Genomic DNA, 16,817 nt, shown 5'->3' on the forward strand with positions numbered 1-16,817 from the left:
AGGACGACCAGGGGCGGCGTCACTTGACGCCGCCCCTTCTTTGCACCACCCTTTCACTACTCAATTAGTGAAAGGGTGGTGCAGCGCATGACAGCCGAATCCGCAGCGGTCGAGTTCCGCATCGACCGGCGCAGCGGCGTCGCCACCTACCTCCAGATCGTCCAGCAGACGAAGCAGGCCCTGCGTCTGGGCGTGCTCGAACCGGGCGACCGGCTGCCGACCGCCCGCGAGGTCGTGGAAGCCACGGCGATCAACCCGAACACGGTCCTCAAGGCCTATCGCGAGCTGGAGCGCGAAGGGCTCGTCGAGGCCCGCCGCGGGCTCGGCACCTTCGTCCGCAGGACGCTGGGCACGTTGGGCACGCTGGGCGGCGCGCCCGACGCGACCGACGCCGACGCACCACTGCGCACCGAACTCGCCGACTGGGCCCGCCGGGCGCGGGCGGCCGGCCTGGAGAAGGACGACGTCGGCGCGCTCTTCACCGCCGTACTGGACAGCACCTACAAGGGGGACGAGGAACGATGACCGGCGTCGCGATCGAGGCACACGGCCTCGGAAGGACCTACGGGCGCGGGGGCGGCCGCCACCGCGCCCTGCACGACTGCTCGTTCCGGCTGCCCGCCGGCCGCGTCTGCGCCCTCGTCGGGCCCAACGGCGCGGGCAAGTCGACCCTGCTGAACCTGGTGGCCGGGCTGGACCGCCCCGATGCCGGGTCCCTCACCGTCCTCGGCTCCACCGTCCCCGGCGACATACGCGACCGCATCGCCTTCGTCTCCCAGGACAAGCCCCTCTACCCGCAGCTCACCGTCGCCGACACGCTGTGGGCCGGGGCCGAGCTGAACCCCGGGCGCTGGGACGGCGCCACCGCCGACCGGATCGCCGGACCGCTGCCGCGCAAGGCCCGCGTCCGCACCCTCTCCGGCGGGCAGCGGACCCGGCTCGCGCTGGCCCTCGCCCTCGGCAAGCGGCCCGAACTGATGCTGCTGGACGAGCCGATGGCCGACCTCGACCCGCTCGCCCGGCACGAGCTGATGGGCGTCCTGATGGCGGAGACCGCCGAGCACGGCACCAGCATCGTGATGTCCTCGCACATCCTCACCGAGCTGGAGGGCGCCTGCGACTACCTCCTGTTCGTCGACGGCGGGCGCGTCCGGCTCGGCGGCGAGGCCGAGGACATCGTCTCCGCCCACGCCCTGCTCACCGGCCGGGCCCGCGACCTGGCCCCGCACACCGTCGTCGAATCCCGCACGACGGGCCGTCAACTCACCGCGCTCGTGAGGAAGGAGGGCCCCGTGGACACCACCGCCTGGGCCGTCACCGAGCCCTCCCTGGAGGAGCTGCTGCTCGCCCACCTCCGCTCCCCGGACGCCCCGCCGCTGCTGACGCCGAGCGCGAGCGTCGCCGCGGGCGCGGCCCGTGCGGAGGTGGCGGCCGCATGAGCACGCTGACACCACCGAAGCCCGAAACCGTGCCTTCCGCCGCCGAAGCGCTGCGCGGCCCCGTCCGGGTACTGCTGCGGGCACACCGCAGAGCCCTGTGGGCGGGAGCCGCCCTGCTGGTCATCGGCATCGGCATCGTCGTGGTGCTCCGCGTCTGGATGGCCTCCGCGAAGGAGCTGTGCCCGGACGGCGACATCACTCCGTGCGGCGGCCCCATCTATCAGCCCAGCTACGCCCGTACGTCCACCGAGGCCTTCCTGTCCGAGGGCGGCACGGTGCTGCTCCTGCTGGCAGGGCTCATCGGCGTCTTCGTCGCGGGCCCGCTGATAGCCCGCGAACTGGAGAGCGGCACCTTCCGGCTGGCCTGGTCGCAGTCGGTCTCCCCCGCGCACTGGCTCGCCGCCCGGCTGGCCGTGCCCGCCGCGCTGGCGGTCATCGGCCTGACGGTCCTGGTCGCCGTCTACCGCTGGGGCCTGTGGGCGTTCCGCGGCTACCCGCACTCGTACCTCACCCGACCGTACGACTCCGGCATCTTCCCCGGAACCGGGCCGGCCGTCCTCGGCTACGCCCTCCTGGCCGTGGCCGTCGGCGCACTGTGCGCGGTGCTCGTACGCCGCACCCTGGCGGCCGTGTCCCTCACCGTCGCCGCCCTCGGGGCGGTGGGCCTCGCCCTGGCCACGTGGCGGTACCTCCTGTGGCCGACCGTCCTGCGGACCGGCCCCGAGCCCATGGACATCGGAGCCAACGCCTGGGATCTCGACATGGGCATGATTACGGCGTCGGGTGAGCGGCTGTACTGGGAGGACTGCAACAGCGCCGACATGACGGAGAACGTCGACGCCTGTATGCGCGAGCGGGGCGCCATCGCCCACTTCGCCGAGACCCACCCGCTCTCCCACTACTGGCCCCTCCAGCTCGTCGAGACCGGCATCCTGCTCGCCCTCGCCGCCCTCGCCGTGTTCGCCGCCTTCCGGGTCCTGCGCCGCCTGCACGGCTGACCGCGCCCGCCCGGCACCAGCCCGCCGTCCGGGCCCCACGCGGGGTGGGCCCGGACGGCGGGCTGCCCCTCGGGCGCGTACGGCCGCCCCCGAGGGGCAGCCCGGCGCGCCGGACAAGCACACCCGTCCCGCTCGACAGCCCGGCGCACCGAACACGTACAGTGACGGCGAGGCCCACCCGCAGGCACACCGCTTCCTGTACGTCATGTCGCCGTTACCGGCCATTCAGACGCCCTTGCGACGCTCACGGGATGCAGCCAGCTGTGCCCGCCCCCCGCCGCAACGGGAGAGCCCGGGGAAACGCCACTCAAGGCTCCCCCGGCCGTGACCCGGGGTTTCCCGGTCCTTCCGCGATCTTTCCGGGCTCCGACGCGCCTGAGGAGCGCTCAGCGCGGAACAATAGGTCCATGAGCCAGCAGCCCAGCTCCGAGGTCCCGGTCCAGCCCGCCGCCCAGCCGTCCGTCGGTTCACTCGCCGCGCACCGGCCGCACGCCACCCCGGCGTCCAACGGGGTCGGCTTCTCCACCGCCGCCGATCTGGATCCCGATCTGGACGCCGACGCGGACGCCTACGAGCCCGACCGGGACGGCGACGAGCTGCCCCAGGGCCGCTTCCTGGATCGCGAACGCAGCTGGCTCGCGTTCAACGAACGGGTCCTGGAGCTGGCCGAGGACCCGGCCACGCCCATCCTGGAGCGGGCCAACTTCCTCGCGATCTTCGCGTCGAACCTGGACGAGTTCTTCATGGTCCGGGTGGCCGGCCTCAAGCGCCGCATCGCCACGGGGGTCGCCACCCGTTCCGCCTCCGGCCTCCAGCCCCGCGAGGTGCTGGACCTCATCTGGACCCGGTCGCGCGAGCTCATGGCCCGGCACGCCGCCTGCTACCAGCAGGACATCGCCCCGGACCTGTCCGACGAGGGCATCCAGCTGATCCGCTGGCCGGACCTGACCGAGAAGGAACAGGCCCGCCTGTTCACCTTCTTCCGGCAGCGCGTCTTCCCGGTCCTGACCCCGCTGGCCGTCGACCCCGCGCACCCCTTCCCGTACATCTCCGGGCTCTCCCTCAACCTCGCCGTCGTCGTCCGCAACCCGGTCAGCGGCCACCGCCACTTCGCCCGGGTCAAGGTCCCGCCGCTGCTGACCCGCTTCCTGGAGGCCTCGCCCCAGCGGTACGTCCCCATCGAGGACGTCATCGCGGCGCACCTGGAGGAGCTGTTCCCGGGCATGGAGGTGCTGGCGCACCACATGTTCCGGGTCACCAGGAACGAGGACCTGGAGGTCGAGGAGGACGACGCGGAGAATCTCCTCCAGGCCCTGGAGAAGGAGCTCATGCGCCGCCGGTTCGGCCCGCCGGTCCGCCTGGAGGTCGAGGAGTCCATCGACCCGTACGTCCTGGACCTGCTGGTCCGCGAGCTGAAGGTGTCCGACGCGGAGGTCTACCCGCTGCCCGGCCCGCTCGACCTGACCGGACTGTTCGCCATCGCCTCGCTGGACCGGCCGGAGCTGAAGTTCCCCAAGTTCATCGCGGGCACCCACCGGGACCTGGCCGAGGTGGAGTCCGCCTCCGCGCCCGACATCTTCGCCGCCCTGCGCGAACGCGACGTCCTGCTCCACCACCCGTACGACTCGTTCTCCACCTCCGTCCAGGCGTTCCTGGAGCAGGCGGCGGGCGACCCGGACGTGCTGGCCATCAAGCAGACGCTGTACCGCACCTCCGGCGACTCCCCGATAGTGGACGCCCTCATCGACGCCGCCGAGTCCGGCAAGCAGGTGCTCGTCCTCGTCGAGATCAAGGCCCGCTTCGACGAGCAGGCCAACATCAAGTGGGCCCGCAAGCTGGAGGAGTCCGGCTGCCACGTCGTCTACGGCCTCGTCGGGCTGAAGACCCACTGCAAGCTCTCCCTCGTCGTCCGCCAGGAGGGCGACACGCTGCGCCGCTACTCCCACGTCGGCACCGGCAACTACCACCCGAAGACGGCCCGGCTGTACGAGGACCTCGGCCTGCTCACGGCCGACCCGCAGGTCGGGGCGGACCTCTCCGACCTGTTCAACCGGCTCTCCGGCTACTCCCGCCGCGAGACCTACCGCCGTCTCCTGGTCGCCCCGAAGTCCCTGCGCGACGGGCTGATCGCCCGGATCAACAAGGAGATCGCCCACCACCGCGCGGGCCGCCCCGCCTACGTCCGGATCAAGGTCAACTCGATGGTCGACGAAGCGATCATCGACGCCTGCTACCGGGCCGCCCAGGCGGGCGTCCCCGTCGACGTCTGGGTGCGCGGGATCTGCGCGATCCGCCCCGGCGTCGCCGGGCTCTCCGAGAACATCCGGGTCCGCTCCATACTCGGCCGCTTCCTCGAACACTCCCGGGTCTTCTCCTTCGGCAACGGCGGCGAGCCCGAGGTGTGGTTCGGCAGCGCCGACATGATGCACCGCAACCTCGACCGCCGGATCGAAGCACTGGTCCGGGTCACCGACCCCGCCCACCGCGCCGCACTCAGCCGACTCCTGGAGACCGGTATGGCCGACACCACCGCCTCCTGGCACCTGGGCCCCGACGGGAACTGGACCCGGCACGCCACGGACGCGGACGGCCAGCCGCTGCGGCACGTCCAGGAAATGCTCATCGAAGCCCGGAGGCGCAGGCGTGCGACGCCCTGACCAGCAGACGACGACCCGGCCGACGCCGGAAGCGGCCCTCACAACCGCACCGGACGCGCCGCCCGCCAAGGCCGCGGGACCGAGGACACCGGGCCGGGCCGACGCCACCGGAGCGGCCCGCCCCACCGGGGACCTGACCACGGAGGCGGCCCTCGCGCCCTACCTCCGGGGGCAGGCCGCCGAGTTCCTGCGGAGCCTGCGCCTGCACCACGAGCACAGCGCCCCCGCGGACTCCGGCGGCCACGACGCCGCGGCCGCCACCCGCGCACTGCGCCGCTCCGCCCGCCGGATCAGTGGCTGCCTGCACACCTTCCGGGCCGCGCTCGACCCGCTCTGGGCCGATCAGCTCCGCGCCGAACTGGCCTGGCTCTCCGGCATCCTCGCCCGCGAACACGCCTACGCCGGCCGCCTCACCCGGCTCGTCGAGGCCCTGCACCAGCTCTCCGGCCCCGCCCTCCCCGCCGCCCGGGGCGCCCGCGCCGCCGGGGAAGGCACCTCCGACGCCCAGGGCCGCGCCGCCCTCGGGGTCGGGGCCGCGCGGGCCGGGGCGCTGCTGGAACGCCGCCTCACCCTCGCCCGGACCCGGTCGCACTCCGCGGCCCTCCAGGCGCTCGGCTCCTCCCGCTTCCACGCGGTCGCCGACGCCGTGGCGCTCCTGGCCTCCGACGTCCCGCTCGCCCCCGGCCCCGCCGGCCGGACCGCCGAGGCCCTCCTGGAGCCCGCCGAACGCGCCGAGCAACGCCTCCTCGCCGCCGTGGCCGCCCTGCCGCCCGAGGACACGGAGCCGTACAACGAGGCGCAGGACGCGGCGTGGCACCAGGCCCGCCTGCTGCTGCGGCTGCACCGGTACGCCCACGAGGTCGTCCTCGGCGCCGCCGACCCGGCCCTGACCGGCGCGGGCCACGCCCTCGACCTCCACCGGGACTCCGTGGAGGCGGCCGGGGCGGCGGCAGCGGCGGCCCGCACCCCGCGGATCGCCCCGGCCACGGCGTACGCGCTGGGCGTGCTCCACGCGGACCAGCGCCACGAGGTGGAGGCGGCGCGGGCGGTGTTCCGGGAGGCCTGGCCGTACACCGCGGTCCTGAGCGCCCCATGAGCGGCGACCCGGGGACCACCGGCCCCGCGAAGAACCGCACCGGCCCCGTCCTGGCCGCGGGCTGCGTGCTGTGGCGCCGCGCCCAGGACGGGGACGGGGCCGGGGTGGAGGTCTGCCTGGTCCACCGGCCCCGCTACGACGACTGGTCCTTCCCCAAGGGCAAGCTGAAGCGCGGCGAGGAGCCGCTGGCCGCCGCCGTACGGGAGGTGCTGGAGGAGACCGGCCACCACTGCGCCCCCGGGGACCGGCTGCCGACCTCCCGCTATCTGGTGGACGGCCGGCCCAAGGAGGTCGCCTACTGGGCGGCCGAGGCGACGGGCGGCTCCTTCACCGCCAACGACGAGGTGGACCGCATCCTGTGGCTGGCCCCCGACGCCGCCCGGGTCCGGCTCACCCGGCCCCGCGACGTCCAGCAGCTGACCGCCCTGCTGGACACCCTCGCCGCGCCCTGACGGCTCCCCCACCGGGCCGTGCCCCGAAGGTCCTGACCACCGGCCCGGCAGCCCCCGCACCCGCCTGCCCGACACGGTTCACCTGCCGTTCACTCTCCCCCGTCGGCGGCTTCACCTGTTCTGCCTAATTTCGGACGTACACGGTGCGCGGCGACAAGCCACAGCACCGCTCCTCATCGCACGCCGTCGTAGAACGAACTGACCACGGCGGCTCCTGGAAGGAACACCCGAAAGTGAAGCTTCAGCGCAAGAACCGGCTTCGTGCCACCGCGCTCGGTGCCCTCGCCGTCTCCGGCGCCCTGGTCCTCACGGCGTGCGGTTCGGACGACAACACCGGTGGCGGTACGGCCGGGACGGGCGAGAAGACGACCGCCGCGTCGAACGTCGACTGCGGCAAGGCCAAGGGCCAGCTGCGCGCCTCCGGCTCCAGCGCCCAGAAGAACGCCATGGACCTCTGGGTCAAGAACTACATGGCCGCCTGTTCCGGCGTGGAGATCAACTACAACTCCTCCTCCTCCGGCGAGGGCATCGTCGCCTTCAACCAGGGCACCGTCGGCTTCGCCGGCTCCGACTCGGCGCTGAAGCCCGAGGAGGTCGCCGACTCCAAGAAGATGTGCAAGACCGGCCAGGGCATCAACCTGCCGATGGTCGGCGGCCCGATCGCGATCGGCTTCAAGCTGGACGGCGTCGACAGCCTCACGCTCGACGCCCCGACGCTCGCCAAGATCTTCGACAGCAAGATCAAGAAGTGGAACGACCCGGCGATCGCCAAGCTGAACGACGGCGTCAAGCTGCCGGACAAGGCGATCCAGGCCTTCCACCGCTCCGAGGACTCCGGCACCACGCAGAACCTCGGCAAGTACCTCGGCGCCGCGGCCCCGGACGACTGGAAGTACGAGGCCGAGAAGAAGTGGCCGGCCCCCGGTGGCCAGGCAGCCTCCGGCTCCTCCGGTGTCGCCGCCCAGGTCAAGCAGGTCGACGGCGCGATCGGCTACTTCGAGCTCTCCTACGCCAAGTCCCAGTCCATCCCGACCGTGGACATCAACACCGGTGGCGCCACGCCGGTGAAGGCCACCTCGGAGAACGCCTCCAAGGCCATCGCCGCCGCCAAGGTCAAGGGCACCGGCAAGGACCTGGCGCTGGACCTCGACTACACCACCAAGGCCGAGGGCGCCTACCCGCTGGTCCTGGTGACGTACGAGGTCGTCTGCGACAGCGGCAACAAGCCCGAGACGCTCGACACCGTCAAGTCCTTCCTCTCCTACGCCGCCTCCGACGACGGCCAGAAGATCCTGACCGACGCCGGCTACGCCCCGATCCCGGCCGAGATCAACGCCAAGGTCCGCGAGACCATCGGCTCCCTCTCGTAACACCCGGGGCGGCCGGGCCCACCCGGCCCGGCCGCCCACCGGCGCAACCGTCACCGGCGCCCCGCGCCACCGACGCCACACGCCACCGGCAGGCCGGCCCGGCGCACCCCTCCGGACCGGCCCGCCTCCCGCCCACTCTCCATCCGGTGCACCGCCGCCAGGGGAGCACAACCGCTCCCCCACACAGACCGGAAAGACCATGGCTTCCACCACACCGATAGACACGCCACCGGCGCCGCCGGTCCCGCGGCCCAGCCCCCGGTCCACCGGGCGCATGGGCGACAAGATCTTCCTGGGCCTCTCCCGCGGCTCGGGCATCCTGCTGCTCGTGATCATGGCGTCGATCGCCGTGTTCCTCACCTACCGCTCGGTGCTCGCGATCTCGAAGGACGAGGGCAACTTCCTCACCACCTTCGACTGGAACCCGGCCGGCGACCCGCCGGTCTTCGGCATCGCGGTCCTGCTCTTCGGCACCGTCGTCAGCTCGATCATCGCGATGGTCATCGCGGTTCCGATCGCTGTCGGCATCGCCCTGTTCATCTCGCACTACGCGCCGCGCAAGCTGGCCGCCCCCATCGCGTACGTGGTCGACCTGCTGGCCGCCGTGCCGAGCATCGTCTACGGCATCTGGGGCGCGCTCGTCCTGGTGCCGTACCTGGAGGGCCTGAACCTCTGGCTCGACCAGTTCTTCGGCTGGACGTACATCTTCGAGAAGACCGAGGTCGGCGTCGCCCGCTCGCTCTTCACCGTCGGCATCCTGCTCGCGATCATGATCCTGCCGATCGTGACCAGCGTCAGCCGCGAGGTCTTCCTCCAGGTCCCGAAGATGAACGAGGAGGCCGCGCTCGCGCTCGGCGCCACCCGCTGGGAGGTCATCCGCCTCTCGGTGCTGCCCTTCGGCCGCTCCGGCATCATCTCCGCCTCGATGCTCGGCCTCGGCCGCGCGCTGGGCGAGACGATGGCCGTCGCCACGGTCCTCTCCCCGAGCTTCCTCATCTCGCTGCACGTGCTCAACCCGGGCGGCGGGACGTTCGCCCAGAACATCGCGGCCAAGTTCGGCGAGGCCGACGCGTTCGGGCGGGACGCCCTGATCGCCTCCGGCCTCGTCCTCTTCGTCCTCACCCTGCTGGTCAACGGCGCGGCCCGGCTCATCATCGCCCGCCGCAAGGAGTACTCGGGGGCCAACGCATGAGCCACGCACCCACCGGCGTCATCGAGCGCCCGACGCCCGCATCACCCGGTCCCCCGAGCAGCCTCGGCAGCCGCTCCCTGCCCCGCCTCGCACCGCTCGGCTTCGCCGTCGTCTCGGTCGCGCTCGGCGTCGGCATCTCGCTGGCCGCCGGCTGGGAGAGCCGCATCCAGTGGGGCATGATCTCGGCCCTGCTCTTCCTGGCCATCTCCTACGTCGCCACGACGATCGTCGAGAACCAGCGCCAGGCGAAGGACCGCCTCGCCACCAGCGTGATGTGGGTCTGCTTCCTGATCGCCGTCGTCCCGCTCGCCTCGCTGCTGTGGACGACGATCGTCCGCGGCTCCGAGCGCCTGGACGGCTACTTCCTCACCCACTCGATGGCCGGCGTCCTCGGCTCCGAGGCCAGCGGCGGCGTCTACCACGCGCTGATCGGCACCCTGGAGCAGGTCGGCATCGCCACGGTGATCTCCGCCCCGCTCGGCCTGCTGACCGCCGTGTACCTCGTCGAGTACGGCAAGGGCTCGCTGGCCAAGGCCGTCACGTTCTTCGTCGACGTGATGACGGGCATCCCGTCCATCGTGGCCGGTCTCTTCATCCTGTCGATCATGCTGATGTTCGACCTGGAGCCCTCCGGCCTGATGGGCGCGCTGGCCCTGACGATCCTGATGGTCCCCGTCGTGGTCCGCTCCACCGAGGAGATGCTCAAGCTCGTCCCCAACGAGCTGCGCGAGGCCTCCCTCGCCCTCGGCATCCCGAAGTGGCGCACCATCCTGAAGGTGGTCCTGCCCACCGCGATCGGCGGCATCACCACGGGCGTCATGCTCGCCATCGCCCGTATCGCCGGTGAGACCGCGCCGATCATCCTGCTGGTCTTCGGCAGCCAGCTGATCAACACGAACCCCTTCGAAGGCGCCCAGTCCTCGCTGCCCTTCTACATCTACGAGCAGTACAGGATCGGCGAGGCCGCGTCCTACGACCGCGCCTGGGCCGCCGCCCTGGTGCTGATCGCCTTCGTCATGATCCTGAATCTGGTGGCCCGCGGCATAGCCCGCTGGAAGGCCCCGAAGACCGGTCGCTGACGCGGCCACAGCGACCTCCCGAAAGAAGCAGTGATTTCCATGGCCAAGCGCATCGACATCAGCGGCCTCAACGCCTTCTACGGCAGCCACAAGGCCATCGAGGACATCTCGATGACCGTGGAGCCCCGCTCCGTGACCGCCTTCATCGGCCCGTCCGGCTGCGGCAAGTCCACCTTCCTCCGCACCCTGAACCGGATGCACGAGGTGACCCCCGGCGGCCGCGTCGAGGGCAAGGTGCTGCTGGACGACGAGAACCTCTACGACGCCAGCGTCGACCCGGTCACCGTGCGCCGCACGGTCGGCATGGTCTTCCAGCGCCCCAACCCCTTCCCCACCATGTCGATCTTCGACAACGTGGCGGCGGGGCTGCGGCTGAACGGCAGCTACCGCAAGAGCGAGCTGAACGACGTCGTGGAGCGGTCCCTGCGCGGCGCGAACCTCTGGAACGAGGTCAAGGACCGCCTCAACAAGCCCGGCTCCGGACTCTCCGGCGGCCAGCAGCAGCGCCTGTGCATCGCCCGCGCCATCGCGGTCGAGCCGCAGGTCCTGCTGATGGACGAGCCGTGCTCGGCGCTGGACCCGATCTCGACGCTCGCCATCGAGGACCTGATCGGCGAGCTGAAGGAGCGCTTCACGATCGTCATCGTGACGCACAACATGCAGCAGGCGGCCCGTGTCTCGGACCGCACCGCGTTCTTCAACCTCGCGGCGGTCGGCAAGCCCGGCCGGCTCATCGAGATAGACGAGACGGAGCGGATCTTCTCCAACCCGTCGGTCCAGGCCACGGAGGACTACATCTCCGGCCGCTTCGGCTGAGCCACCCGGGCCACCTCGGCCGGGTCGCCCACCCCACAGACAGCCTTGCGGTGCTGCATGGCGGTGCCACCACAAGGCGAAAGGGTCCGCCCCCGTTCTCGTACGAGAGCGGGGGCGGACCCACACGTGTAACCAACCCGGTCGGACCCCCGGGCGGCGGCGGCTCAGCCGAACAGCAGGAGAACCGCTCCGTAGCTCAGCGCGGCGACCAGCGCCGCGGCCGGCATGGTGATGAACCAGCCCAGGATGATGTTCTTCGCGACGCCCCAGCGCACCGCGTTCACCCGCTTGGTGGCCCCCACGCCCATGATCGCGGAGGTGATGACGTGCGTCGTCGAGATCGGCGCGTGGAACAGGAACGCCGAACCGAACATGATCGAGGCCCCGGTCGTCTCCGCCGCGAAGCCCTGCGGCGGGTCCAGCTCGATGATCTTGCGGCCGAGGGTCCGCATGATGCGCCAGCCGCCCGCGTACGTGCCCAGCGAGAGCATCAGCGCACAGGCGATCTTGACCCAGACGGGGATCTCGTCGTTGGGGCCCTCGATGTCCGCGATGACCAGGGCCATCACGACGATGCCCATGGTCTTCTGCGCGTCCTGGAGGCCGTGGCCGAGCGCCATGCCCGCCGCCGAGACCGTCTGAGCGATCCGGAAGCCGCGCTTGGCCTTGTGCGGGTTGGCGTTCCGGAACATCCACATGATGCCGACCATCACCAGATAGCCGGCGATCAGACCGACGAACGGGGAGATGAACATCGGGATGACGACCTTCTCCAGCACCCCGGACCAGATGACGTCCGTCCCGCCGGCCAGCGCCGCCCCGACCATGCCGCCGAACAGCGCGTGCGAGGACGAGGAGGGCAGGCCGAAGTACCAGGTGACGAGGTTCCAGATGATCGCGCCGACCAGCGCCGCGAACAGGATCCCCATCCCCTTCTGCCCCACGGGCGTCGCGATCAGGCCCTCGCTGACGGTCTTGGCGACCCCCTGGCCCAGGAAGGCGCCGGCGAGGTTCATCACCGCCGCCATCGCCAGAGCCGCACGCGGGGTCAGCGCCCGGGTGGAGACCGAGGTGGCGATGGCGTTCGCCGAGTCGTGGAAGCCGTTCGTATACGTGAAGCCGAGCGCGACACCGATGGTCACGATCAGCGCAAAGGTGTCCACGAGGTTCAGGACTCCTTGACCGCGATGGTCTCCACGGTGTTCGCGACGTGCTCGAACGCGTCAGCCGCCTCCTCCAGCACATCCACGATCTGCTTGAGCTTCAGCACCTCCATGGCGTCGTACTTGCCATTGAAGAGCTGGGCCAGCAGCTTGCGGTGGATCTGGTCGGCCTGGTTCTCCAGACGGTTGACCTCGATCCAGTACTCGGTGAGGTTGTCCATGGTCCGCAGCCCCGGCATGGCCTCGGCGGTCAGCTCCGCCGCCCGGGCCAGCACCTCGATCTGCTGCTCGACGCCCTTGGGGAGCTCCTGGACCTGGTAGAGGACGACCAGGTCGACGGCCTCCTCCATGAAGTCCATGATGTCGTCGAGCGAGGACGCCAGCTTGTAGATGTCCTCACGGTCGAACGGCGTGATGAAGGAGGAGTTCAGCTGGTGGAAGATCGCGTGGGTGGCATCGTCCCCCGCGTGCTCCGCTGCCCGCATACGCTCCGCGATCTCGACTCGGGAGGCAGAATCCGCCCCGAGCAGTTCCATCAGGAGTTTCGAGCCCGTGACAATGTTGTCCGCGGACGCGGAAAACATGTCGTAGAAGCTCGTCTCCCTGGGGGTCAGACGAAAGCGCACGTGGGGTCCTCGGGATGCTTTGGATTCGGTCAGGCTGATGCTAGGCGCATCATCCGGCCACGGCTAACCGGCGTTCTTCAGTGTCGCCCATCGGACACGGCGATCGGCACGGACCCCCGGTCACGTTTCGGCAGGATTCGTTACGATATACCCGGCAGGGGTATAAGGACGGCATGGCGCCAAGGGTCCGGGCAGGGCGGCGAACCGTCCCGGCCACGGCCCCGACGACATAACAGCGGACCCGCGGTTCCGCATTTCCGCGTTCCGGCAGGGACACTTAGAGGACACCAACGGGAGGACGCAGATGACCACGACCGGGACCACAGGGACGGAATCGACGGGCGTGGCGGCCCCGGACGCGGGGGCGGCCGCCCCTGTGGACATCGTCACCGACCACGACCGCGGCATCCACGGCTACCACCACCAGAAGGACGAGCACCTCAAGCGGCTGCGCCGCATCGAGGGCCAGATCCGGGGCCTCCAGCGCATGGTCGACGAGGACGTCTACTGCATCGACATACTCACCCAGGTCTCGGCTTCCACCAAGGCGCTCCAGTCCTTCGCCCTCCAGCTGCTGGAGGAGCACCTGCGCCACTGTGTCGCCGACGCGGCCGTCAAGGGCGGCGAGGAGGTCGACGCGAAGGTCGAGGAGGCCACGAAGGCCATCGCCCGACTGCTCCGTACCTGAGGCGCGACTGCTCCGTACCCGAGGCGCGCCCGCTCCGTACCCGAGGCGCGACCCCGTGCGCGGTGGCGGTCGCGACCCCGTGCGCGGTGGCGGTGGCGGCCCCGTGCGTGGTGGCGGTGCGGAGGAGCGGCCGTCACCCCCGGCGAGCGGCCTGCCGGGGGACCGTCGCCCAGCACTCCGCACCGCGCACGTCGAGCACTTCGTCGATCCGGTCGGGACTGAGGCGTTCCTCGCCCGCCGCCGACGCGGCGATCATCAGCTCGCCACACAGCTCGATCTCGGCGAGGGCCACACAGTCCTGAGCGTTCGGAGCGCTGAGCGTCACCACCTGCGTCACCTCTCTCTGCCGTCTCCCGGCCGTCACCGGCCCCTGGCATACCGGCTTCCCAGCCTAGGGAACGGGATACGCACCGCGCATGGCACGGACGGACCATTTTGCGCCCCCTCACAACCGGTCCCACCCCCGGCCCGTCCCGGCCGGTCGGGACGGGCCGAGCCGGGTGGCCGGGTGGCTGGCCGGGTCGTTCGGCCGGCCGGTCTTGCTCTCACCCCTGCCGGATCTCGCCGGTGTAGATGGCGTCCTCGTCCGGCAGCGTGACCGTGACCGGCATCCCGAACCCGTACAGCAGCAGCGTCGAGACCACCGACACCTCCGGGCCCTCGGCGCCGAAGGTGAACCGGTGCCGGACCTTCCGCAGCCGGCCGTCCTCGTCCAGGTAGGCGTCGAACGGAACGGCGTCCTTGCTGAACCCTTTCGCCGCCGCGCTCAGCGCCCCGCGCGACTGCGGCGACGCGGCCCGGGCCGCCCGGCCCAGATCCGCGACCCCCCGGTAGTGATGCACCGTCACCCCGGCCAGCTCGGAGGTGCCCGCATAGGTCACATCGGCCGCGCCGCGCAGGAGTTCGGCCGCCGCCATCGGGTCGGTGACCCCACCGGTGAGGAGGTTGCCGTCCTTCAACGTGGTCGTGTCGATCCTGACCCACTTGTCGTCGGGCACCCCGGCCCCGCGGTTCTTCATGTACAGCGCCCCGGGGGCCAGCAGCTCGGTGATCGGCCGGTGGCCGTCCGCACCCGCGGCGTCCTCGGGCAGCATCACCTTGAGCCGCCCCAGCTGCCTGCGGAAGTCGTACGCGCCCTGCCCCCGGATCGTCACCCGCGTCCCGCCGACCGCCGTCTCCATCGACGTACGGGTCTCCGCACCGCCCGCCTCGACGAGGACGTCCGCCGCCTGGCCGAGCAGATCGAGCGGACGATCGGCGGCCACGGACCGCCGCCCGGAACCGTCGCTCGCACCGCTCCCCCCGTCCCCGCCGAGGCAACCGGCGCTGACCGCGATCACTCCGGCCACGGCGAGGACGCGAACAGCACGGGCCCCGCCTCCGTCCCTGTACTCCTGCACCACCATCGCCTGCCAACCCCCAACGACTACCGCCCGGCCGAGCCCTCACCCGCCCCGCATAACGACGGCCGCCGCCCCCCGTCACGCGCCCCCGGCGCGTTGCGGCCCGGCGGGGGAGCGTGGGCTCCGTCTCGGGTTCGGCGCCCTGCGGGCGGAAGCCCCGGGCGCGGCCCCCCGTTCGCCGGCTGTGGCCAGTACCGTGGTCGGGTGCATGAGGATCCCCCCGCCCCGGCCCGCACCACCGCCCTCCGAGCCCGCGTCCGGGCAGCCCCGGCTCCCGCCCTCTCCGCAGCCTGCGTCGTGGCCCCGGCGGGTACCGTCGCAGGTCCGCAGCCCGCCTCCGCCCTGGCTTCTCCTCCCCCATCCGGCCCGCCGGAAGGGCACAGCGCCACGACGATCGAACGCGGTTCGTTCTGCCTGGCCCGCTGCACCTGCGGCTGGTCGGGACCGGCACGCAGGTCCCGGGACCTGGCCCGTACCGACGCCGCGAACCACCTCGCCACCCCCTGACGCGCCCGCCGCAGAACCTGGTCGAAGCACGATCCCCCCGGACGCTCGGAGGCGTCCGGGGGGATCGGGAGAACCGTTCGATCAGCTGAAGAGAAGGGCGAGGGGGAGACGAGGGAGGGAGGACGGAGAGCGGAGAACGCAGGCAGGACCGGCGTTGACCGAGACTGACGGGCCTGACGGGCCTGACGGAGACCGTCAGGCGGCCAGGTCCTTCTCCCCCGGGTCGCCCCGCCCGGAACCGGGCCTCGGCTCGGGAATGCCCATCGCCTCGCCGTGCTCGTCCGCGTACGCGACGGCCGCGCTCTTCGACCGGACGAACCAGCCCACACGCGGCGAGCGGGCGACCGCGCCCATCAGCGGGGTCAGCAGGGCCATCGCGAGCGGCGCCAGGAGCAGGGTGACAGCCGTACCGAGGGCGAACCCGCCGATCACGTCGGTCGGGTAGTGGACGCCCATGTAGACCCGGCTGAAACCGGCGAAGAGCGCGAGGCCGATCGCGACGAAGCCGAACTTCCGGTTCGCCACGAAGATGCCGACGGCGATGCCCATCGCCAGCGTGGAGTGGTCGCTGACGAACGAGAAGTCCGTCTTGCCGTGGATCAGGACCTCAAGGCCGTCGTGGTCGAAGAACGGACGTGGCCGTTCGACGAAACCGCGGATCGGGGCGTTGATGAGGATCGCGATGGCGGCGGAGAGCGGCGCCCAGACGATGGCGGCGGCAGCCGTCACCGAGTCCTCGGCCGTCCCGCGCTTGCGCATGCTCCACCAGCACCACAGGCCCAGCAGAACCAGGCCGAACATGATCCCGTACTCGCCGACGAACTCCATGACCCGGTCGAACCAGGTCGGAGCGGCCTTCGCGAGACCGTTGATGTCGTAGAGCAGACTGACGTCCGGGTTCGACCCGTCGAGTTCGAGTCCAGCCATCTGCTGCGGCCCCTTGCCTTGTCTGCTTCTTCTGCTGCGACGCGCGTCCTTGCACGCCGCCGTGGTCGAACCCCCGTGTCCGGTGCTGTCCGCTACCGCACTGCACAGCATCGCTGTACTGCATCACCGCGGCGCATGGTCAGTGCGCATGCCGTTCCCTGTCCAGGGAACGGCCCGGCCGCCGTGTGCGTTCCGCTCTCCACCGAATGATCACCATGACGTTATCGAAGAGTGACTCGTCATCGCAGCTCAGGGCCCAGGCTTCACGGAGAGTTCCGGGCACGGCCGACTGCCCGTCAGCACCCTTGGCCCTTCCGGAAGCCCCGGACGGTACACCCGTACGGGAGCGCCGGGGTACACCGGGGACGCGAGGGACGTGCGGGAGGGACATCCGGGAGACATGC

At 71.3% G+C, this 16,817-nt stretch carries 17 protein-coding genes; 12 read left to right on the plus strand and 5 right to left on the minus strand.

From position 1 onward, the window contains the following. Positions 1-87: 87 nt before the first annotated feature. The 10 genes from OG245_RS17255 to pstB all read left to right on the plus strand — a co-directional run bounded on the left by OG245_RS17255 (position 88) and on the right by pstB (position 11,099). On the plus strand, positions 88-525 hold the full coding sequence (locus tag OG245_RS17255) for a GntR family transcriptional regulator (protein ID WP_371624415.1): 438 nt from the start codon (positions 88-90) through the stop codon (positions 523-525). After that, complete coding sequence (locus OG245_RS17260) at positions 522-1,439, plus strand: ABC transporter ATP-binding protein (protein WP_371624416.1); 918 nt, start codon at positions 522-524, stop codon at positions 1,437-1,439. Before OG245_RS17255 ends, OG245_RS17260 begins: the two co-directional genes overlap by 4 nt. Continuing rightward, entirely contained in the window at positions 1,436-2,437 is a 1,002-nt protein-coding gene (locus OG245_RS17265) for an ABC transporter permease (protein WP_371624417.1), read from the plus strand. The genes OG245_RS17260 and OG245_RS17265 overlap by 4 nt, the downstream gene beginning before the upstream one ends. A gap of 407 nt (positions 2,438-2,844) precedes the next feature. Further along, complete coding sequence (locus tag OG245_RS17270) at positions 2,845-5,094, plus strand: RNA degradosome polyphosphate kinase (protein ID WP_371624418.1); 2,250 nt, start codon at positions 2,845-2,847, stop codon at positions 5,092-5,094. After that, positions 5,081-6,190: a CHAD domain-containing protein gene (locus OG245_RS17275; RefSeq protein ID WP_371624419.1), complete on the plus strand. Its 1,110-nt coding sequence runs from the start codon at positions 5,081-5,083 to the stop codon at positions 6,188-6,190. Before OG245_RS17270 ends, OG245_RS17275 begins: the two co-directional genes overlap by 14 nt. Beyond that, positions 6,187-6,642 (plus strand): NUDIX hydrolase, encoded by a 456-nt coding sequence (locus OG245_RS17280; protein ID WP_371624420.1) that lies wholly within the window; start codon positions 6,187-6,189, stop codon positions 6,640-6,642. Before OG245_RS17275 ends, OG245_RS17280 begins: the two co-directional genes overlap by 4 nt. Positions 6,643-6,875: 233 nt before the next feature. Further along, positions 6,876-8,012, plus strand: coding sequence for a phosphate ABC transporter substrate-binding protein PstS (gene pstS / locus OG245_RS17285; RefSeq protein ID WP_371624421.1), 1,137 nt, complete (start codon positions 6,876-6,878; stop codon positions 8,010-8,012). A gap of 199 nt (positions 8,013-8,211) precedes the next feature. Next, positions 8,212-9,204 carry a phosphate ABC transporter permease subunit PstC gene (gene pstC / locus OG245_RS17290; protein ID WP_097967555.1) on the plus strand — a complete coding sequence of 331 codons (993 nt, stop codon included), beginning with the start codon at positions 8,212-8,214 and terminating at the stop codon, positions 9,202-9,204. Further along, the gene (pstA, locus tag OG245_RS17295) at positions 9,201-10,283 is read left to right on the plus strand and encodes a phosphate ABC transporter permease PstA (protein ID WP_371624422.1); all 1,083 of its coding nucleotides are present in this window, start codon (positions 9,201-9,203) and stop codon (positions 10,281-10,283) included. The genes pstC and pstA overlap by 4 nt, the downstream gene beginning before the upstream one ends. Before the next feature lie 39 nt (positions 10,284-10,322). Beyond that, entirely contained in the window at positions 10,323-11,099 is a 777-nt protein-coding gene (pstB, locus tag OG245_RS17300) for a phosphate ABC transporter ATP-binding protein PstB (RefSeq protein ID WP_217222193.1), read from the plus strand. Positions 11,100-11,263: 164 nt separating this feature from the next. Here pstB and OG245_RS17305 read toward each other — a convergent pair whose 3' ends face one another. After that, positions 11,264-12,262, minus strand: a complete 999-nt coding sequence (locus OG245_RS17305) for an anion permease (protein ID WP_327219546.1) — start codon at positions 12,260-12,262, stop codon at positions 11,264-11,266. A 5-nt stretch (positions 12,263-12,267) separates the two neighbouring features. Next, the gene (locus OG245_RS17310) at positions 12,268-12,888 is read right to left on the minus strand and encodes a DUF47 domain-containing protein (protein WP_007449359.1); all 621 of its coding nucleotides are present in this window, start codon (positions 12,886-12,888) and stop codon (positions 12,268-12,270) included. A 304-nt stretch (positions 12,889-13,192) separates the two neighbouring features. On the opposite strand from OG245_RS17310, the gene OG245_RS17315 reads away from it, so the two are divergent. Further along, a complete protein-coding gene (locus OG245_RS17315; protein ID WP_274344578.1) occupies positions 13,193-13,576 on the plus strand; it encodes a metal-sensitive transcriptional regulator in 384 nt (127 codons plus the stop codon). 133 nt (positions 13,577-13,709) lie between these two features. Here OG245_RS17315 and OG245_RS17320 read toward each other — a convergent pair whose 3' ends face one another. Further along, complete coding sequence (locus OG245_RS17320; RefSeq protein WP_371624423.1) at positions 13,710-13,913, minus strand: hypothetical protein; 204 nt, start codon at positions 13,911-13,913, stop codon at positions 13,710-13,712. Positions 13,914-14,121: 208 nt separating this feature from the next. Then, positions 14,122-14,982 (minus strand): hypothetical protein, encoded by an 861-nt coding sequence (locus OG245_RS17325; RefSeq protein ID WP_371624424.1) that lies wholly within the window; start codon positions 14,980-14,982, stop codon positions 14,122-14,124. 201 nt (positions 14,983-15,183) lie between these two features. On the opposite strand from OG245_RS17325, the gene OG245_RS17330 reads away from it, so the two are divergent. Then, positions 15,184-15,486 (plus strand): hypothetical protein, encoded by a 303-nt coding sequence (locus OG245_RS17330; RefSeq protein WP_371624425.1) that lies wholly within the window; start codon positions 15,184-15,186, stop codon positions 15,484-15,486. A 195-nt stretch (positions 15,487-15,681) separates the two neighbouring features. Here the strand turns inward: OG245_RS17330 and OG245_RS17335 are convergent, their stop codons facing one another. After that, positions 15,682-16,413, minus strand: a complete 732-nt coding sequence (locus tag OG245_RS17335) for a phosphatase PAP2 family protein (RefSeq protein WP_371624426.1) — start codon at positions 16,411-16,413, stop codon at positions 15,682-15,684. Positions 16,414-16,817: the final 404 nt, after the last annotated feature.

Origin of the sequence: Streptomyces sp. NBC_01116 (genome assembly GCF_041435495.1) — a bacterium.
Classification (GTDB): Bacteria; Actinomycetota; Actinomycetes; order Streptomycetales; family Streptomycetaceae; genus Streptomyces.

Bases quoted from the DNA above. Each gene is read 5' to 3' on its own strand.
- OG245_RS17325 (WP_371624424.1), bottom strand. From the start codon at position 14,982: ATGGTGGTGCAGGAGTACAGGGACGGAGGCGGGGCCCGTGCTGTTCGC.
- pstA (WP_371624422.1), top strand. From the start codon at position 9,201: ATGAGCCACGCACCCACCGGCGTCATCGAGCGCCCGACGCCCGCATCA.
- OG245_RS17265 (WP_371624417.1), top strand. From the start codon at position 1,436: ATGAGCACGCTGACACCACCGAAGCCCGAAACCGTGCCTTCCGCCGCC.
- pstB (WP_217222193.1), top strand. From the start codon at position 10,323: ATGGCCAAGCGCATCGACATCAGCGGCCTCAACGCCTTCTACGGCAGC.
- OG245_RS17280 (WP_371624420.1), top strand. From the start codon at position 6,187: ATGAGCGGCGACCCGGGGACCACCGGCCCCGCGAAGAACCGCACCGGC.
- OG245_RS17260 (WP_371624416.1), top strand. From the start codon at position 522: ATGACCGGCGTCGCGATCGAGGCACACGGCCTCGGAAGGACCTACGGG.
- OG245_RS17335 (WP_371624426.1), bottom strand. From the start codon at position 16,413: ATGGCTGGACTCGAACTCGACGGGTCGAACCCGGACGTCAGTCTGCTC.
- pstC (WP_097967555.1), top strand. From the start codon at position 8,212: ATGGCTTCCACCACACCGATAGACACGCCACCGGCGCCGCCGGTCCCG.
- OG245_RS17315 (WP_274344578.1), top strand. From the start codon at position 13,193: ATGACCACGACCGGGACCACAGGGACGGAATCGACGGGCGTGGCGGCC.
- OG245_RS17255 (WP_371624415.1), top strand. From the start codon at position 88: ATGACAGCCGAATCCGCAGCGGTCGAGTTCCGCATCGACCGGCGCAGC.
- OG245_RS17270 (WP_371624418.1), top strand. From the start codon at position 2,845: ATGAGCCAGCAGCCCAGCTCCGAGGTCCCGGTCCAGCCCGCCGCCCAG.